Source organism: Caballeronia sp. GAFFF1 (assembly GCF_023630705.1).
Classification (GTDB): Bacteria; Pseudomonadota; Gammaproteobacteria; order Burkholderiales; family Burkholderiaceae; genus Caballeronia.
Genome location: NZ_JALQEM010000028.1, coordinates 175,794 through 192,581, shown reverse-complemented (window position 1 = coordinate 192,581; position 16,788 = coordinate 175,794). Strand labels below are relative to the sequence as shown.

11 protein-coding genes are annotated in these 16,788 nt (G+C 63.9%); 7 read left to right on the top strand and 4 right to left on the bottom strand.

What is annotated here, in order from left to right; all coding sequences use genetic code 11:
• The first annotated feature begins 214 nt into the window (after nt 1-214).
• A complete protein-coding gene (locus NCR37_RS14500) occupies nt 215-1,408 on the top strand; it encodes a porin (protein ID WP_250473579.1) in 1,194 nt (397 codons plus the stop codon).
• A gap of 55 nt (nt 1,409-1,463) precedes the next feature.
• Here the strand turns inward: NCR37_RS14500 and NCR37_RS14495 are convergent, their stop codons facing one another.
• From NCR37_RS14495 to NCR37_RS14480, 4 genes are all read right to left on the bottom strand, one after another.
• Entirely contained in the window at nt 1,464-3,104 is a 1,641-nt protein-coding gene (locus NCR37_RS14495) for a bifunctional aspartate transaminase/aspartate 4-decarboxylase (RefSeq protein ID WP_250473578.1), read from the bottom strand.
• A gap of 65 nt (nt 3,105-3,169) precedes the next feature.
• Nucleotides 3,170-4,861, bottom strand: a complete 1,692-nt coding sequence (gene aspT, locus NCR37_RS14490; RefSeq protein ID WP_250473577.1) for an aspartate-alanine antiporter — start codon at nt 4,859-4,861, stop codon at nt 3,170-3,172.
• Between the two features lie 346 nt (nt 4,862-5,207).
• A complete protein-coding gene (locus NCR37_RS14485; RefSeq protein WP_250473576.1) occupies nt 5,208-6,269 on the bottom strand; it encodes an alkene reductase in 1,062 nt (353 codons plus the stop codon).
• A gap of 61 nt (nt 6,270-6,330) precedes the next feature.
• Nucleotides 6,331-6,624: an ArsR/SmtB family transcription factor gene (locus tag NCR37_RS14480; RefSeq protein WP_250473575.1), complete on the bottom strand. Its 294-nt coding sequence runs from the start codon at nt 6,622-6,624 to the stop codon at nt 6,331-6,333.
• Nucleotides 6,625-7,235: 611 nt separating this feature from the next.
• Here NCR37_RS14480 and NCR37_RS14475 point away from each other — a divergent pair.
• From NCR37_RS14475 to NCR37_RS14450, 6 genes are all read left to right on the top strand, one after another.
• The gene (locus NCR37_RS14475; RefSeq protein WP_250473574.1) at nt 7,236-8,519 is read left to right on the top strand and encodes an efflux RND transporter periplasmic adaptor subunit; all 1,284 of its coding nucleotides are present in this window, start codon (nt 7,236-7,238) and stop codon (nt 8,517-8,519) included.
• A 62-nt stretch (nt 8,520-8,581) separates the two neighbouring features.
• The gene (locus tag NCR37_RS14470) at nt 8,582-11,821 is read left to right on the top strand and encodes an efflux RND transporter permease subunit (protein ID WP_250473573.1); all 3,240 of its coding nucleotides are present in this window, start codon (nt 8,582-8,584) and stop codon (nt 11,819-11,821) included.
• A 1-nt stretch (nt 11,822) separates the two neighbouring features.
• Nucleotides 11,823-13,298: an efflux transporter outer membrane subunit gene (locus NCR37_RS14465; RefSeq protein WP_250473572.1), complete on the top strand. Its 1,476-nt coding sequence runs from the start codon at nt 11,823-11,825 to the stop codon at nt 13,296-13,298.
• Nucleotides 13,295-14,590: a paraquat-inducible protein A gene (locus NCR37_RS14460; RefSeq protein WP_250473571.1), complete on the top strand. Its 1,296-nt coding sequence runs from the start codon at nt 13,295-13,297 to the stop codon at nt 14,588-14,590. Before NCR37_RS14465 ends, NCR37_RS14460 begins: the two co-directional genes overlap by 4 nt.
• Entirely contained in the window at nt 14,587-16,188 is a 1,602-nt protein-coding gene (locus NCR37_RS14455; RefSeq protein ID WP_250473570.1) for a PqiB family protein, read from the top strand. Before NCR37_RS14460 ends, NCR37_RS14455 begins: the two co-directional genes overlap by 4 nt.
• Nucleotides 16,188-16,784 carry a PqiC family protein gene (locus tag NCR37_RS14450; RefSeq protein ID WP_250473569.1) on the top strand — a complete coding sequence of 199 codons (597 nt, stop codon included), beginning with the start codon at nt 16,188-16,190 and terminating at the stop codon, nt 16,782-16,784. The genes NCR37_RS14455 and NCR37_RS14450 overlap by 1 nt, the downstream gene beginning before the upstream one ends.
• The last annotated feature ends 4 nt before the right edge of the window (nt 16,785-16,788 follow it).

Sequence of the window (16,788 nt, the reverse complement as noted above, 5' to 3'; positions counted from 1 at the left end):
GCGCGTGCGCGCGTTGGCACAGCTGAGCGCGATGCGCCAGCCCCGTTGCACCTGCGAGACACGCGAGGTCAACGTAAACCCTGTCACATTTCGTTCTTCAGTCATCGCTACATTTGCGCCCGTCGCCGCCACGCGCCAGCCAGAGCGCGACGCGCCGCAGACAGGCGCTGCCCTCGCAGCGCACCACACCGCGAACTCACTGACGGAGCATGTTTTGAAGAAGAATCTTTTGGCTACTGCCGCCCTCGCCGCTTTCGCCACGATGGCCACGTCCGCTCATGCGCAGAGCAGCGTGACGCTGTACGGCATCATCGACGCCGGCATCAGCTATGTGAACAACAGCTCGACCAGCACGACGCGCGCCGGCAAGTCGCTCGTGAAGTACGACGACGGCGTGGCTCAAGCCAGCCGTTGGGGCATGCGTGGCGCCGAAGACCTGGGCGGCGGCCTCAAGGCGATCTTCACGTTGGAGAACGGCTTCAACAGCGGCACGGGCACGCTCGGTCAGGGTGGCGCGGAATTCGGCCGTCAGGCCTATGTGGGTATTTCGAAGAACGACGTCGGCTCGCTGACCTTCGGTCGTCAATACAGCTTCAGCACCGACTATCTCGGCTCCGCGTATTCCATCGGCGGCCAGACCGTCGCCGGCAACTACGCGTACCACATGAACGACTTCGACCAGTTGACGTCGAGCCGGATCAACAACGCCGTCAAGTTCTCGAGCGCGAACTTCTACGGCTTCACGTTCGGCGCGTTGTACGGCTTCTCGAACACGGCCGGCGCGTTCGCGGGCACGCCCAACACGACGGTCGGCACCACGACCACGCAGGGCTCGTCGCGCGCCTACAGCTTCGGCCTGAACTACAAGGCCGGTGCGCTCGGCATCGGCGCGGCGTACACGGACATTCACTATCCGACGGCTGCCACGCCGGCATTCAGCTCGACGATCGCCAACATCAACACCACCGGCACCACCAACAACGCGAAGGACCTGCGCTCGTTCGGCGTCGGCGCGACTTACGCCTTCGGCGCGGCGACGGTCTTCGGTCTGTGGACGAACACGCGCTTCGAGCCGATCGTCGGTTCGAGCTCGCGCATCAATGCGTTCGATATCGGCGGCAAGTACGCCATCACGCCGGCGATGACGGCAGGTCTCGGCTACACCTACATGGACCTGTACGACAACCTGAAGGGCCACTGGCAGCAGATCGACGCGAGCTTCGACTATGCGTTGAGCAAGCGCACCGACGTGTACCTGCTCGCCATCTATCAGAAGGCTTCGGGTTCGAACAACGGCGTGGAGAATCAGGCGTCGATCGGTTCGTCGTCGTCGAGCTACTTCGGCACATCGGGCGCGGGCGAGAACAATCAGCTGGCGTTCCGCATCGCCATGCGCCACAAGTTCTAAGCGTCGCGCTCGATGAACCGAACAATCGGGCCGCCTTGCGCGGCCCGATTGCTTTCTACTTGCCCTTCTTGCCGTTCTGCGCGTGATATTGCGCGACGTGCTCGTCGAGCATCTTGCGAATCGCGCGGCCAATCTGCATGTAGTCGCTTTCGTTGAGATTGGCGAGCGACACGCGTCCCGAAGGATGCTGCGTGCCGAAGCCGCGCCCCGGCAGCAGCACGACGCGCGCTTCCTGCGCGAGCCGGAAGAGCAGCTCTGTCGGCTTCGTGTTCTTCATGACCCAGTCGACATAGTCGCGCCCATACATGCGCTCGCCGAGGTATTCCATATCCAGAATCGTGTAGTAATCGACGAGATTCTTGTCGTCGTCTTCCAGCGGAATACCGATCTCGCGATAGAGCGCCTGCTTGCGATTGCGAATGAGCCGCTTCAGCGCGTTCTTGTACGCGTCGGGCGTGTCCATGAGCGCGAAGAGCGAGAACAGCACCATCTGCACCTGCTGCGGCGTGGAGAGGCCCGCCGTGTGATTCAGCGCGACCGTGCGGCTATCGGCCACCAGCCGGTCGATGAACTTCAGCTTGTCGGGCTCCGTCGTGATGGATTCATAACGCTCGTGCAAGATCGCCTTCTGCTCTTTCGGAAGCGCGGCGAGTTGTTCATCGATGATGTTCTCGCGATGCGTGGCGATGGTCCCGAGCCGCCAGCCGGTCGCACCGAAGTACTTCGAATAGGAGTACACGAGAATCGTATTCTTCGGACAGAGCGCGAAGAGCGACACGAAGTCGTCGGCGAAGGTGCCGTAGACGTCATCGGTCAGAAGAATCAGATCTGGCCGTTCTTTCACGATCTCCGCGATATACCGCAGGCTCTCGTCGTCCATCTTCACGGAAGGCGGATTGCTCGGATTCACGAGGAAGAACGCCTTGATCTTCGGGTCGCGCAGCTTGTCCAGTTCTTCTTTCGAATATTGCCAGCCTTGCGCGACGTCCGCGTTGAGATTCACGACTTCGAGCTTATAGTCGTTGAGCTTCGGAATCTCGATATACGGCGTGAAAATCGGCATGCCTAGCGCAATGGTGTCCCCTTGCTTGATGAGGAAATTCTCGCGCATCGTGTTGAAGATGTACGTCATCGCGGCGGTGCCGCCCTCGACCGCGAAGATGTCGAATTCGCCGACGAACGGATGCTTGCCGATCATCTCGCGCCGCAGATATTGCCCGACGATGACCTCGGACAACTTGAGCATGCGGTCCGGCACCGGATAATTCGACGCGAGAATGCCCTCGCACATCTCGTAGAGGAAGTCGCCTGCGTTGAGGCCGAGCTGATCTCGCACATACGACACCGCGCCCGTCAAGAACGCGATGCCCGGCGTCCCCTTGTTCTCGCGCGCAAAGATTTCGAAGCGTTCTTCGAGACCTTCATGCTTCGGAAAACCGCCTATGCCTTCGGGCATGTACGCGAAAGAACGCTCCGATTCGCGCATTGCGAAAAGACCGAGTTGCCAGAAGCCATGGCGCGGAATGGTCGCCAGGAAATTCGGATTGCCGCGGCCCGCGTTGAGCATCGCCACGTTCGCGGGACGCTCCACCACGCCGCCGCCCGCTGCCTTGATGAGTTCGTCCTTAAGTTCGAACGGGCTGAGCGAGGCCATCGCTGCACGATCGTCGGAACCGGACTTCGAGGACTTTGACATCCAACACCCCCAGTAAAAGAGCAATCAGGTACAGGAAAAAACGATGAGACACGCAGCGTCCGTCTTCACGTGATCAGCATCACCATGACCATCCCCCAGATGGTGAGCAGCGTATTGCCGACCGCATACGTGACCGTGTAGCCCAAGCCCGGCACCTGACTCTTGGCCGCATCGCAGATCATGCCGAGCGCAGCCGTCGTCGTGCGCGCGCCCGCGCAGATGCCGAGCAGAATTGCGGGATGGAATTTGAAGACGTATTTGGCGATATACATGCCGATGATGAGCGGCACAGACGACGCGAAAATACCCCATAAAAACAGGCTCACGCCGAGCTTCTGAAGGCCCGCGACGAAGCCCGGCCCCGCCGATATGCCGACGACCGCGATGAAGACATTCAGGCCCACTGAATTCATGAACCAGATGGTCGGCGACGGAATGCGGCCGAACGTCGGATGGATCGCGCGCAGCCAGCCGAAGATGATGCCCGCGATCAGCGCGCCGCCCGCCGTCGAGAGCGTGATCGGCACCGCGCCGAAGCGGATCACGAATGCGCCGACGAGCGCGCCGAGTGTGATGGCGAGCCCGACGAACGCCATGTCCGCCATGTCGCTCGGGCGGTCGATGACGCCCACTGCGTTCGCCACCGCAGTCGTATCCTGCGTGCGTCCGACGAGCGTCACCGTGTCGCCGCGATACAGCTTGGTGCTCGGCAGCACGGGAATCAGCGTCTCCGTCGCGCCACGCTTGATGCGCCGTATGAACACGCCGCGCGCGCCCGGCGTTTGCCCCAGTTCGGCAAGCGTGCGCCCTTCCACGTTCTTGCTGGTGATATAGACATCGACGCCTTCGACTGGCACTGCGAGCAGTTCGGCGTCATCGACCTCGGTCGCGGTGCCGCCGATGAGATCGATGAGATGCTCCCGCCGCCCGACGACCGCGACGACATCGCCCGGCTGAAGCACATCGTCGAGCTTCGCTTCCTGAATCTTGCCCTCGCGCCGTATGCGTTCGACGAAAAGCCGCGCGCCGGCGGGCCTCAGCGCCTCCAGCTGGCTCACGCTCATGCCGGCTGCGCGGCCCTGGTCGGCGACGCGATACGCGCGCAGCGCGAACTGGTGCCATCCGCTGCCCGGCCCGCCGAGTTCGGCCGTTCCGCCGAGCTGTTGCTCGTAGTCCTTGCACGCGGCAACGAGATCGATGTTCAGCAGCTTCGGCCCGAGCATCGCGAGAATGATCGCGGAGCCGATGGTGCCGTAGATGTAGGTGACGGCGTACGCGGTCGGCATCGCGTCGAGCAATGCCTTGGTCTCGGTGGCGGGCAGGCCCAGGCGATTGATCGCGTCGGTGGCGAGGCCCATCGACGCCGAGATGGTCTGCGATCCCGCGAAGAGTCCGGCCGCCGATCCGACGTCATAGCCCGCGATCTTCGCCGCGGCATACGGTGCGGCGAGACAGAGCACGCACTGGATAACCGAGAAAAGCGCCTGCGGCAAGCCGTCTTTCGCGATGCCGCGCACGAATTGCGGGCCGACGCCATAGCCGACCGCGAACAGAAACATCAGAAAGAAGACGGCCTTCACATTCGACGAGATGGCGATGCCGAGTTGCCCGATGGCGATGGCGGCGAGCAGCGTCGCGGTCACCGCACCGAGGCTGAATCCTTTGAACGATTTTCCGCCGACCCAGTACCCGATGCCGAGCGAGAGAAAGATGGCGATCTCCGGGTAACTGCGCAGCGTTTGCGTAAGCCACGACATATGCGCTCCTTTGCGGGATGAACCCGAGACCGTCAGATGCCCGACGGGCACGGGAGAAACGTAAGGAATGAGCGGCGTCTTGAATCGTTCATGACACGAATCGCGGCATGCGCCGGGTTGGTGTCGTTCCGGCGCGGGTGCGCGTGGTTGAGAACGGCCGGCAGAAAGTCAAACGCACCAATACACTATTTTCGCGGCGCGGTAGAGAGCGAAAATGATAATTTCGAAGCGCGTTCGGAGAGATGAGGTCGTTGCACGACGTAGCAGCGCATGAGACCGACCGTGAGGCGAAAAAAAACAGCGGCCGAAGCCGCTGTTTCACAAACATACGCAAAGCGTGCGTTGCTTACTCTGCCGTCTCCAGCAACGGGTAATCCGTATAGCCCTTCGCACCCGGTGCGTAGAACGTCGTGGTATCCGGCTGATTCAGCGGCGCGTCGATCTCGAAGCGGCGCACTAGGTCCGCGTTCGCAATGAACGGCTTGCCCCACGCCACGGCGTCGGCATCGCCACGCTCGATGATGGCCTCGGCGCTTTGCTTCGTGAAGCCTTCGTTGGCGATATACACGCCGCCGAATGCCTTCTTCAGTTGCGGTCCGAGGCTATCCGGACCTTCCGCCTCGCGCGCTGCGATGAAGGCAATCTTGCGCTTGCCGAGCTCACGCGCGACATAGCCGAAGGTGGCTGCGCGGTCGCTGTCGCCCATGGTATGCGAATCGGCGCGCGGCGCGAGATGCACGCCCACGCGATCCGGGCCCCACACCGCGATGCACTCGTCGACCACTTCGAGCATCAGGCGCGCGCGATTTTCGATCGGGCCGCCGTACTCGTCGGTGCGCTTGTTGGTGCTGTCCTGCAGGAACTGGTCGAGCAGATATCCGTTCGCGCCGTGCACTTCCACGCCGTCGAAGCCCGCGCGCTTCGCGTTCTCCGCGCCCTTGCGATAAGCCGCGACCACGCCTGCGATCTCATCGAGTTCCAGCGCGCGCGGCGTGACGTAAGGACGCTGCGGACGCACGAGGCTCACATGTCCTGCTGCTGCGATCGCGCTCGGCGCGACCGGCAGTTCGCCGTTCAGGAAGATGGGGTCCGAAATGCGGCCCACGTGCCACAACTGCAGGAAGATCTTGCCGCCTGCTTCATGCACGGCGCGCGTGACGAGCTTCCAGCCTTCGACTTGCTCGTCCGACCAGATGCCCGGGGTATCGGCATAACCGACGCCCTGCGGCGTGACGGAAGTCGCTTCGCTGAGAATGAGACCGGCCGATGCGCGATCGGCGTAGTACTGCGCCATCATTGCGTTCGGCACGCGTTCGACGCCTGCGCGCTGGCGCGTGAGCGGCGCCATGACGATGCGGTTCTTGAGCGTGATTGCGCCTACCTGAAGCGGATCGAAAAGAGTCGGCATAACGATAAGATATCCTAATTGAATTGAAATGATGCTGTCGCCTCGAAGCGCATCCGCACGCTCAAAGATTCCCGATGGAATCGCGAAACGCCTGAATGACCGCTTCGTCGCGCTTGAAGAACACCCACTGCCCTACGCGCTTGGTGGTGACGAGCCCGGCTTTATGCAGAGTGGCAAGATGCGCGGAAACGGTGGACTGCGACATGCCGCAGCGCCCATCGATCTGGCCCGCGCAGACGCCATGCGACAGCGGCAGTTCCTGATCGGGGAAATGTCGCTCCGGCTCCTTCAGCCATTCGAGAATCTCGCGGCGAAGGGGGTTGGCAAGGGCCTTGTGTATTGCGTCGATGTCCATTTCGTTGTTCGTGCGCCTGACGGCCGGCACATGCGGCGGTGAGCACGCACGTTCCAAATCGTCTTGAAGCGAAGTATATATCGTTAATTTGCGATATGCAAGTCGACACGTAACCCGGAATGAAGGCAGAGAAAAATTCGGGCGTGTGCATAGTTGCGACTATTGTTTCCACAATCGATATATCCGTCGCGAACGATAATAAGTAATCCCTACATTCATGCACGGTGACGATTCGTCAGCCTTTAGCACCGCGCACGCAGAGGCATTCCTTCGCCCGTGATCCCCACCAAATTTTTTATGGCGTTTTGGATCGTCTTCGTTTATTACTGAACTCATCGAAAACGTCACGCCTGACGGTGGAAAGCCGACCTTTCCGGCGCTTCGCACCGTTACGATCGGAGTCCGCTAACACATCACAAGTATCAGGCTCGCGCTCATTGACGTCGCTTGGCCATTCGGTTGTATCGATGGCGTCGCTCGGGAAGCCGATGCTTCCGCGGCACGCCGTCGTTTAGTACGCAGTCGCCAATTGCATCGCGCGAGCATGCCGTGGCGAGCACGCGTCAGCGCGTTCGCTCCCGACTATCGGCCATCCCAGGGGGGAGGCGCTCATGGCGTTCATGTGCAAACAGATGCTCGACTGCAAGCGGTTCTACGAACTGCCGCGCCGGATGCTCGCACTGCGCTTGCGTTGCTCTGCCTCGATCGTGCTGCTCGCGCTCGCGGCGTGCAACAAGCCGCCTCCCGAAGCGCCGCGGCCGGCCGTCGATGTCACCGTCGTCACCGTCACGTCAAAGTCCACGCCAGTGAACTTCGAGTTCACCGCGCAGACACAGAGTTCGCGCGAAGTGGAAATACGCGCACGGGTCGACGGCTTTCTCGAGAAGCGCATGTACACCGAAGGCGCGCTGGTCGAAGCCGGACAGGTGATGTTCCTCATGGACAAGCGCCCCTTCGAGGCCGCATTGCAAACGGCCAAGGGCGCACTCGCGCAGCAGCAGGCGCGGCTCTTCGTCACGAAGCAGAATCTCGCGCGCGTGGTGCCGCTCGCCGCGATGAACGCGTTGAGCAAGAAGGATCTCGACGACGCCACCGGTAATGAAAAGCAGGCCGAAGCCGCCGTCATCGCCGCGCAAGGCGAAGTGCAGACCGCGCAACTGAACCTGAGCTATACGACGATCCGTTCGCCGCTCAAGGGGTTGTCGAGTTTTGCGCGCGTGCAGGAAGGCAGCTACGTCACGCCGACGCAATCGGGCCTCCTCACCTACATCTATCAGTTGGACCCGATGTGGGTGAACTTCAGCATCTCGGAGAACGAGTTGTTGAGATGGCGCGAGGAGATCCGCAAAGACGAACTGCACTTTCCGCCCGGAAACAAGTTCGATGTGACCGTCATTCAGGCAGACGGATCTGTCTACCCGCAAACTGGCCACATCGACTTCACGAATCCGGCGTTCAGCACGGAGACGGGCACGTTCCTCGTGCGCGCGGTGTTCGCAAACCCGCGCGGCACGCTGCGCCCCGGCCAGTTCGTGAAGGCGCGCGTGGCGGGCGCGGTGCGCCCCAACGCCATTCTGGTGCCGCAGCGCGCGATTCTGCAGGGCGCGAAAAGTCATTTCGTCTGGGTGCTCGATGACCAATCCAAGCCGCGTCAGCGCGTAGTCGAAGTCGGCGAATGGCATGGCGACGACTGGTTCGTGACGAGCGGCCTGAAGGCGGGGGAGCGCGTGATCGTCGACGGCGCCGTGCGCGTCGGAGCCGATTCTCAAGTGCGCGTGGTCAGCGCGCCGACGCCGGGCGAAGCACCGGCAGCGGCGCCAGCCGCGACGTCCGCTCCCGGCGCGCAGGCGTCCCTGACCCAAACAAAAAACGAAGGCGGCGGCACCGAGAAGTGATCTGAAGAGCCGACTACCGGAAGCAATGGAAGCATCGGAAGCACGTCGCGCGGAAGAGGCCAATGAACATCTCACATTTCTGCATTGACCGCCCGATTTTTGCCTCGGTCATTTCCATCGTCATCACGCTGGGCGGCGCGCTTGCGATGCTCGCGCTGCCGACAGCGCAGTATCCCGACATCACGCCGCCGCAAATCACCATCTCCGCGACGTATCCGGGCGCGAGCGCCGATGTCGTCGCGAACAACGTAGCCGCGCCGATCGAACAGCAGGTCAATGGCGCCGACCGGATGATCTACATGAGTTCGTCGAGTTCCTCGACGGGCAACCTGACCATCAACGCGTACTTCGAGATCGGCACCAACCCGGAGCTGGCGCAAGTGGACGTGCAGAACCGCGTCAACCTCGCGTTGCCGCAACTGCCGCAATCGGTCACGGCGCAAGGCGTGCAGGTGCAGAAGAAGTCGCAGGCGTTCATGATGGTGATCGCCATCTATTCGCCCGACGAGCGTTACGACGCCACCTATATCGCCAACTACGCGAACGTCTACGTGCTGGATGCCCTCAAGCGCATTCCCGGCGCGAATCAGGCGAGCATATTCGGCACGCCCGATTACGCCATGCGCATCTGGCTCAAGCCCGACCGCATGGCGCAACTCGGCGTTACGGCCGCCGATGTGCAGACAGCCGTCGCCAACCAGAACCAGCAGTTCGCGGTGGGACGCCTCGGGCAATCGCCGACGGGCGCGCCCGTCGAGCAGTCGTTCGCGGTGACGACATCGGGGCGGCTCACGGAGCCGTCGCAGTTCGAGAACATCATCATCCGCGCGGAGTCGGGCGGCGCGGCTATCGTGCGTCTGAAGGACGTGGGCCGCGCGGAACTCGGCCAGAAAGACTATTCCATTCGCAGCCGCTTTCAGGGCAAGTCCGCGACGGTGCTCGCGGTGTATCAGCAGCCGGGCGCGAATGCGCTCGACGTCTCGAAGCAAGTGCGCGCGCGTCTCGCCGAAATGAAGAAGTCGTTTCCGGAAGGCATCGACTACCAGATCGCGATGGACACGACCGAATTCACGCGGGCCTCCATTTCCGATGTCGTGCATACGTTCTTCGAAGCGGTCGTGCTCGTGGTGATCGTCGTGTTCGTGTTTCTGCAAAGCCTGCGCGCCACGCTGATTCCGGTGCTCGCGGTGCCCGTGTCCATCGTCGGCACGTTCATGGGCATGTCGGCGCTCGGCTTCTCCATCAACATGCTGACCCTCTTCGGCATGGTGCTGGCTATCGGCATTGTCGTGGACGATGCGATCGTCGTGATCGAAAACGTCGAGCGCAACATGACGGTGCACAAGCTCGATCCGAAGGCGGCCGCGAAACTTGCGATGGACGAAGTGGCCGGGCCGGTGGTCGCCATCGTTCTCGTGCTGTGCGCCGTGTTCGTGCCCGTGGCGTTTCTCGGCGGCATCACGGGGCAGATGTACAAGCAGTTCGCCATTACCATCGCGATATCGGTCATCATCTCGGGCATCGTCGCACTGACCTTGTCGCCTGCCCTCGCCTCGCTGCTGCTCAAGCCGGGGCATCACGAGAAGAAGGGCTTCTTCCGCTGGTTCGACCGCCAGTTCGCGCGCATGACGGCGGGCTACACGTCGGTGGTGCGCGTCGCGATTAAACGCTTCGTCATCGCGTTGTTGCTGTTCGTCGGAATGATTGCGCTTGCTGTCGTCATGATGCGCGACATTCCCACGGCGTTCCTGCCGCCCGAAGATCAGGGCTATCTGCTGGGCGCGGTCATCATGCCGGACGCGGCATCTTTGGATCGAACGGGAGAAGTGTCAGACCGCGTCACCGAATATTTCCTGAAGCAGCCGGCAGTCGGCAGCATCGCGACCGTCGACGGCTTCAGTCTTCTTGACAGCCAGAACAAGAACAATGCGTCGACGTTCTTCGTGGGCTTCAAGAGCTTCGACGAGCGCTACAAGTCCGCGAACATCCGCACGCAGAACGCGCGCTCCGTGCTGGTCGATGCCTACAAGGCGCTCTCGCAGATCAGGGAAGGCATTGTCGTGCCGCTCAATCCGCCGTCGATACCGGGCCTCGGCACCACGGGCGGCACGGAAATGTGGATTCAGAGCAAGGGCGACGCGCCCACCGCGCAGTTCGCGGCGATCGTCGACGACTTCGTGGCCAAGGCCAAGCGCCGGCCTGAACTGACCGGCGTCACGTCGACCTTCAACGCGGCTTCGCAGCAGTTGCTCGCGGACGTGGATCGCGACAAGGCCGAGACGCTCGGCGTGCCCGTCGAGGACGTGTACAGCGCGATGCAGACGATGTTCGGCTCGCTCTATGTATCGCAATTCAACCGGTCGAGCCGCCTCTGGCAAGTGATCCTTCAGGCCGAGCCTTCGTATCGGCTGCGGCCCGACGATCTCACGCAGATCTTCGTGAAGAGCAAGAGCGGCAGCATGGTGCCGCTCAAGTCGGTGGTCAACACGCGTTACGTCACGGGGCCCGACCTCATCACGCGCTTCAACAACTTCCCGGCAGTCAAGATCACCGCGAACGCCGCGCCCGGTTATGCGTCCGGGCAGGTCATCCAGGCGCTGGAAGAAGTGGCTGCCGGATTGCCGTCCGATTACGGCATTGCGTGGAGCGGCGAGGCGTTCGAAGCGAAGCAGTCGGGCAGTTCGTCGGCACTCGTTTTCATATTCGGGCTCGTGATGGTGTTCCTGATTCTCGCCGCCCAGTACGAGAAGTGGAGCCTGCCGTTCGGCGTCTTGATGGCCGTGCCCTTCGCCATCTTCGGCGCGCTGCTCGCCATCCTGCTGCGCGGGCTCAACAACGACGTGTATTTCCAGATCGGCCTCACCATGCTCGTCGCGCTGGCCGCCAAGAACGCGATTCTCATCTTCGAATTCGCCGTGATCAACCGCGAGTCGGGCAAATCCGTGTTCGACGCGACGATGATTGCCGCGGAAGAACGTCTGCGGCCGATCGTCATGACATCGCTCGCGTTCATCCTCGGCTGCGTGCCGCTCGCCATCGCGACGGGCGCATCGGCGAACAGCCGGCATTCCATCGGCACAGGCGTGATCGGCGGGATGCTCGGCGCAACGGTCATCGCCGTATTCTTTATTCCGATGTTCTTCTACGTGCTCGAAACGATGTCCTCGCGCTCGAGCAAGAAAAGCGGACACGCCCCGCCGGCCGCGGCCGCGCCGGCACACGCTTCCGATGCCGCGCAAGCTCACGGCGCATCGGGCGGCGGCGCCGACGCGCGGCCTTCCGCTCCCAACGAGGGGAACTGACATGCGGCGCGCCCGGCTCTTTCTCTCGCTCGCGGGTCTCGTCGGCGTCGTGTCGCTGAACGGCTGCCTGCTCGGGCCGAACTATTCGCGCGAGCCCGTGCCGACGCCCGCGACCTTTCGCTTCGCCGCCACCGAAGTCGCCGACACCGCGAACACCGAATGGTGGAAGCAGTTCCAGGACCCTGTTCTCGACGACCTCATCGCCACCGCGCTCGTCAACAACAAGGACGTGAAGATAGCAGCGGCGCGCGTCGAACAGTTCATGGGCCAGTTCGTCACGACGCGCTCGGCGCTGTTCCCGCAGATCTCGGCAGGCGCGACGGCGGGACGGCAGCGTATCTCGCAGGCGGGACCGCAGCCTACGCTGCCGGGCGTCGGACCGGTCTTCAACGACTTCGAGCTTTCGGTGTCGGCGGCGTGGGAGATCGACCTCTTCGGCCGCATTCGCAGGCTGACGGAAGCGGCGCGCGCGAATCTGCTGTCGAGCGAGGAGGCTCGCCGGGCGACGATCCTGTCGCTCGTGGCATCGGTCGCGTCGTCGTATCTGAACCTGCGCAGCCTCGATCAGCAGCTTGCCATCGCGAAGGCGACCACCGAAAGCCGCGCGGAATCGGTGCACGTGTTCACGCTGCGCTTTCAGGGCGGCGAAGTCTCGCAGATGGAACTCGCGCAGAGCCAGTCCGAATACGAAGCCTCGCTCGCCACGATTCCGCAACTGGAAACGCAAATCGCGCAGCAGGAAGACGCGCTTTCCATCCTGCTCGGCGACAACCCGCGGCCGATCGTGCGCGGCCGCGAACTCGGCGCGCTCGCCACGCCCGTGATTCCGGCGGGACTGCCTTCCGATCTGCTCGAGCGCCGGCCCGACCTGCTGCAGGCCGAGCAGAACCTGATTGCAGCGAATGCGCTCATCGGCGCGGCGCGGGCGCTGTACTTCCCGCAAATCTCGATCACCGGCTTGTTCGGCACGGCGAGCGGCCAGTTCTCGTCGCTCTTCACCGGGCCGTCGCGCGTGTGGTCGTTCGCGGGCGCGGTGACGCAGCCCATCTTCACGGCGGGCAACATCTCCGGTCAGGTGCAGACGGCCGAAGCGCAGCAGCGGGCTGCGCTGCTGTCGTATCAGAAAGCCATTCAGGTTGCCTTTCAGGAAGTCGACGACGCGCTCATCGCTTCCGAAAAGCTGCACACGCAGCTCGAAGTGCAAGGCCGCCAGGTCACGGCGCTCAGCACCTATGCGCGGCTTGCGCGGGCGCGCTACGAGGGCGGCTATACGAGCTACATCGAAGTGCTCGATGCCGAGCGCAGTCTCTTCGACGCGCAACTTGCGCAGACGCAGACGCAGGCGGCCGCGCTCACGTCCTTCGTCACCCTGTACAAGGTGATGGGCGGCGGCTGGGTCGTCGAGGCGGACAAGATGACCGGACAGGCGAGCGCGGGCACGAACGCTCCAGCCGGGACCGCTCAGGCGCTGCAATGAGCACGCTGCCATCCGCGCCGGCCGCCTCGAGCGGCGCCCGTCCGCTGATCGCGTGCCACGAATGCGATCTCATTCAGCGGGAGAATCCGGTGCCGCCCGGCGGCGCGCTGACCTGCTGCCGATGCGGCGCCGTGCTCTACCGGCGCCGTCGAAAGGGATTCGACCGCGCGCTCGCCTACGCGCTCACGGCCTGCGTGCTGTGGATCATCTCGAACGCGTTTCCGATCGTGGGTCTTTCGGTCAGCGGCTCGCTCGTGCGGACCACGCTCATTGGCGCGGCGCGCGTGCTGTATCGCGACGGCATGTGGCCGCTCGCCGGGCTCGTCTTCTTCACGACGGTTCTCATGCCCGGCTTGCAGGCGCTCGGCATGGTCTGGCTGCTGCTGCCGCTGCACTTGAATCGCAGGCCGTGGCGCGCGTATGCCGTCTTCCGCCTGCTCCGCGTCGCGCGCGAATGGGGCATGACCGAAGTGCTGATGCTCGGCCTTCTCGTCGCGGTCGTGAAGCTCGCGCACATCGCGTCGGTGGTGACGGGTCCGGCGCTGTGGTCGCTCGCGGCGTTGATGCTGCTGCTCGTCGCGGCATCGTCGGCATTCGACGAGCGGGCCATGTGGGCGCGCATCGAAGGCGCGCCGCCCGGCATGCCGGCGGACACGCCGCTGCAGGGCGCGACCGCCGCCGCCAACGGCATTTTCATCTGCCACGACTGCGGCCTGTGCACGCGCGGCGCGCGCCGGCACGCTCACTTGTGCTGTCCGCGCTGCGGCGCGCGCGTGCATCTGCGCAAGCCCGCCAGCCTGTCGCGCACATGGGCTTACCTGAGCGCGGCCGCTGTCCTCTACATCCCGGCCAACACGCTGCCGGTGATGAACACGAGCTCGCTCTTCGGCGCGCAGAAGGACACGATTCTGAGCGGCGTCGCCTATCTGTGGCAGTCGGGGTCGTGGCCGCTCGCCATTATCGTGTTCATTGCGAGCATCGCGGTGCCGATGCTCAAGATCCTCGCCATCGGCTATCTCGCCGCGAGCGCCAACCTGCACATGACACAGCGCAACGAAACGCGCGCCCGTATCTACCGGATCGTCGAACTGGTGGGCCGCTGGTCGATGCTCGATATCTACGTGATCGCGGTGCTCGTCGCGCTCGTGCAGTTCAGCGCGGTGGCGACCATCGAGGCCGGTCCCGCGTCGATTGCGTTCGGCGCGGTCGTCGTGCTGACCATGCTCGCCGCCATGTCGTTCGATCCGCGCCTCATCTGGGACACCGCGACGCCGCGCAAGGAGGCACGATGAGCACGCCGGACGAGACGCCCGACGCCGAGGTCGTGCCGAGACGCCGCTGGCGCATTCCGTGGGTGTGGATCGTGCCGGCCATCGCGGTGGCGATCGGCATCTGGCTCGCGGCGCAGGCCGTGCTCGCACAAGGGCCGACCGTCACCATCAGCTTCAGAACCGGCGAAGGCCTCGAAGCGGGCAAGACGAAGATCAAGTTCAAGGACGTGGAAATCGGGCTCGTCAAATCGGTGGCGCTGTCGAAGGACTATTCGCGCGTCGTCGCCACGGCGGAGCTGACGCGCGACGCCAGCAAGATGCTCGTCGACGACACGCGCTTCTGGGTCGTGCGGCCGCGCGTGGCGGGCGGCTCGGTCTCGGGCATCAGCACGCTGCTTTCGGGCGCGTATATCGGCATGGACATCGGCCGCACGAAGCGCGAGCGGCGCGACTACGTGGGCCTCGAAACGCCGCCCGTCTTCTCGAACGACGTTCCGGGACGGCAGTTCATTTTGAAAGCGGCGGATCTCGGCTCGATCGATGTCGGCGCGCCGATCTACTTCCGTCGCCTGCAAGTGGGCCAGGTGACATCGTTCGAACTGGACCCGGACGGCAGCGGCGTCACCCTTCACGTCTTCGTGAACGCGCCGTACGACCGCTATGTGAACGCGGATTCGCGCTTCTGGCAGGCAAGCGGCATCGACCTCACGCTCAGCACCGACGGGCTCAAGCTCAACACGCAGTCTCTGGTTTCGATGGTGATCGGCGGCCTCGCGTTCGAGACGCCCGCAGCATCGCTGACCTGGGCCGAGGCGCCCGCGAACACGACGTTCTCGCTTTTCCCGACGCGCGCCGACGCGCTGCGCGTGCAGGAGCGCATCGTCGAGACGTACTCGTTGGACTTTCACGGCTCCGTGCGCGGGCTTGCTGTCGGCGCGCCGGTGGATTTCCGGGGCATCACCATCGGCGAGGTATCGGCCATCTACACGCGCTTCGATCCGGCGACGCGGCAGATCAGCATTCCCGTCGACGTGAGGCTCTATCCGGAGCGATTCACGTCCCGTTTCGCCAACGGCGCGAAGGGCGGCCGGATGGTGAGCGACCCGCGCGCGCTCGCGGAACTGCTGGTCGCTCGCGGCTTACGCGGACAGTTGCGAACGGGCAGTCTGCTCACCGGACAACTGTACGTGGCGCTCGACTTCTTCCCGACTGCGAAGAAGGCGAGCATCGACTGGAACCGCACGCCGCCGCTTCTGCCCACCACGCCGAGCGGCCTCGCGTCGTTGCAGGATTCGGTCAACCGCATCATGACGCGCATCGACAAGCTGCCGATCGAGGAACTCACGGCGAGCGCGAAGCAGACTCTCGACAACACCAGTCATCTGATGAGCAACCTGAATACGCAGATCGTCCCGCAAGCCGCGACGACGCTCGCCGCCGCCCGCGCCGCGCTCGATGCCGCGCATTCCACGCTCATGCCCGATTCCGGCCTGCAGCAGGACACGGCCGAAGCGGTGCGCGAACTGACGCGCACGGCGGCCTCGTTCCGCAGTCTCGCGGACTATTTGCAGGAGCATCCCGAAGCGCTGCTGCGCGGCAAGCCGGAGGACAAGAAGTGATGCGCGCCGCTCTCGTCTCCGTCGCTTTGTCCGTAGCTTTTTCCGCCGCGATCTGCGCGGGCTGCGCGTCGCCGCGCGCGAGCTTCTACCGGCTGAGCGCGGAACCGTCGCTTACCGCGACGACCCATTTCGCACCGGGGCGGCCGCTGATCGTCGGCCCCGTGACGGTGCCGGAACTGGTCGATCGTCCGCAGATCGTCACGCGCGATTCGGCCAACCAGGTCACGCTCAACGAATACGCGCGCTGGGGCGCGCCGCTCAAAAGCAGCATCGCCGATGCCATTGCCGGGGATCTCACGCTGTTGCTCGGCTCCGACCGCGTGGCGGTGGCGTCGCGCGCGGTGGCGGACGCACAGGCGTGGCGCGTGCGCGTCGATATCCAGCAGTTCGAATCCGTTCCCGGCGAAACGGTCGTGATCGATGCTCAGTGGACCGTGCGCAGCGTCGCCGGCGACACGGCGCAGAGCGGCCGCTCGGTCGTGCGCGAACCGGTGACCGGAACCGGCTTCGATGCGCTCGTCGCCGCGCATAGCCGCGCGCTCGCGAGCGTGAGCCGCGACATCGCGGCCGGAATCGGCCGCGGCGCAGGGCCGTGAGGCG

Coding starts and splice junctions, on each gene's coding strand:
- NCR37_RS14495 (WP_250473578.1), bottom strand. CDS start 3,104: ATGTCAAAGTCCTCGAAGTCCGGTTCCGACGATCGTGCAGCGATGGCC.
- aspT (WP_250473577.1), bottom strand. CDS start 4,861: ATGTCGTGGCTTACGCAAACGCTGCGCAGTTACCCGGAGATCGCCATC.
- NCR37_RS14485 (WP_250473576.1), bottom strand. CDS start 6,269: ATGCCGACTCTTTTCGATCCGCTTCAGGTAGGCGCAATCACGCTCAAG.
- NCR37_RS14480 (WP_250473575.1), bottom strand. CDS start 6,624: ATGGACATCGACGCAATACACAAGGCCCTTGCCAACCCCCTTCGCCGC.
- NCR37_RS14475 (WP_250473574.1), top strand. CDS start 7,236: ATGGCGTTCATGTGCAAACAGATGCTCGACTGCAAGCGGTTCTACGAA.
- NCR37_RS14470 (WP_250473573.1), top strand. CDS start 8,582: ATGAACATCTCACATTTCTGCATTGACCGCCCGATTTTTGCCTCGGTC.
- NCR37_RS14465 (WP_250473572.1), top strand. CDS start 11,823: ATGCGGCGCGCCCGGCTCTTTCTCTCGCTCGCGGGTCTCGTCGGCGTC.
- NCR37_RS14460 (WP_250473571.1), top strand. CDS start 13,295: ATGAGCACGCTGCCATCCGCGCCGGCCGCCTCGAGCGGCGCCCGTCCG.
- NCR37_RS14455 (WP_250473570.1), top strand. CDS start 14,587: ATGAGCACGCCGGACGAGACGCCCGACGCCGAGGTCGTGCCGAGACGC.
- NCR37_RS14450 (WP_250473569.1), top strand. CDS start 16,188: ATGCGCGCCGCTCTCGTCTCCGTCGCTTTGTCCGTAGCTTTTTCCGCC.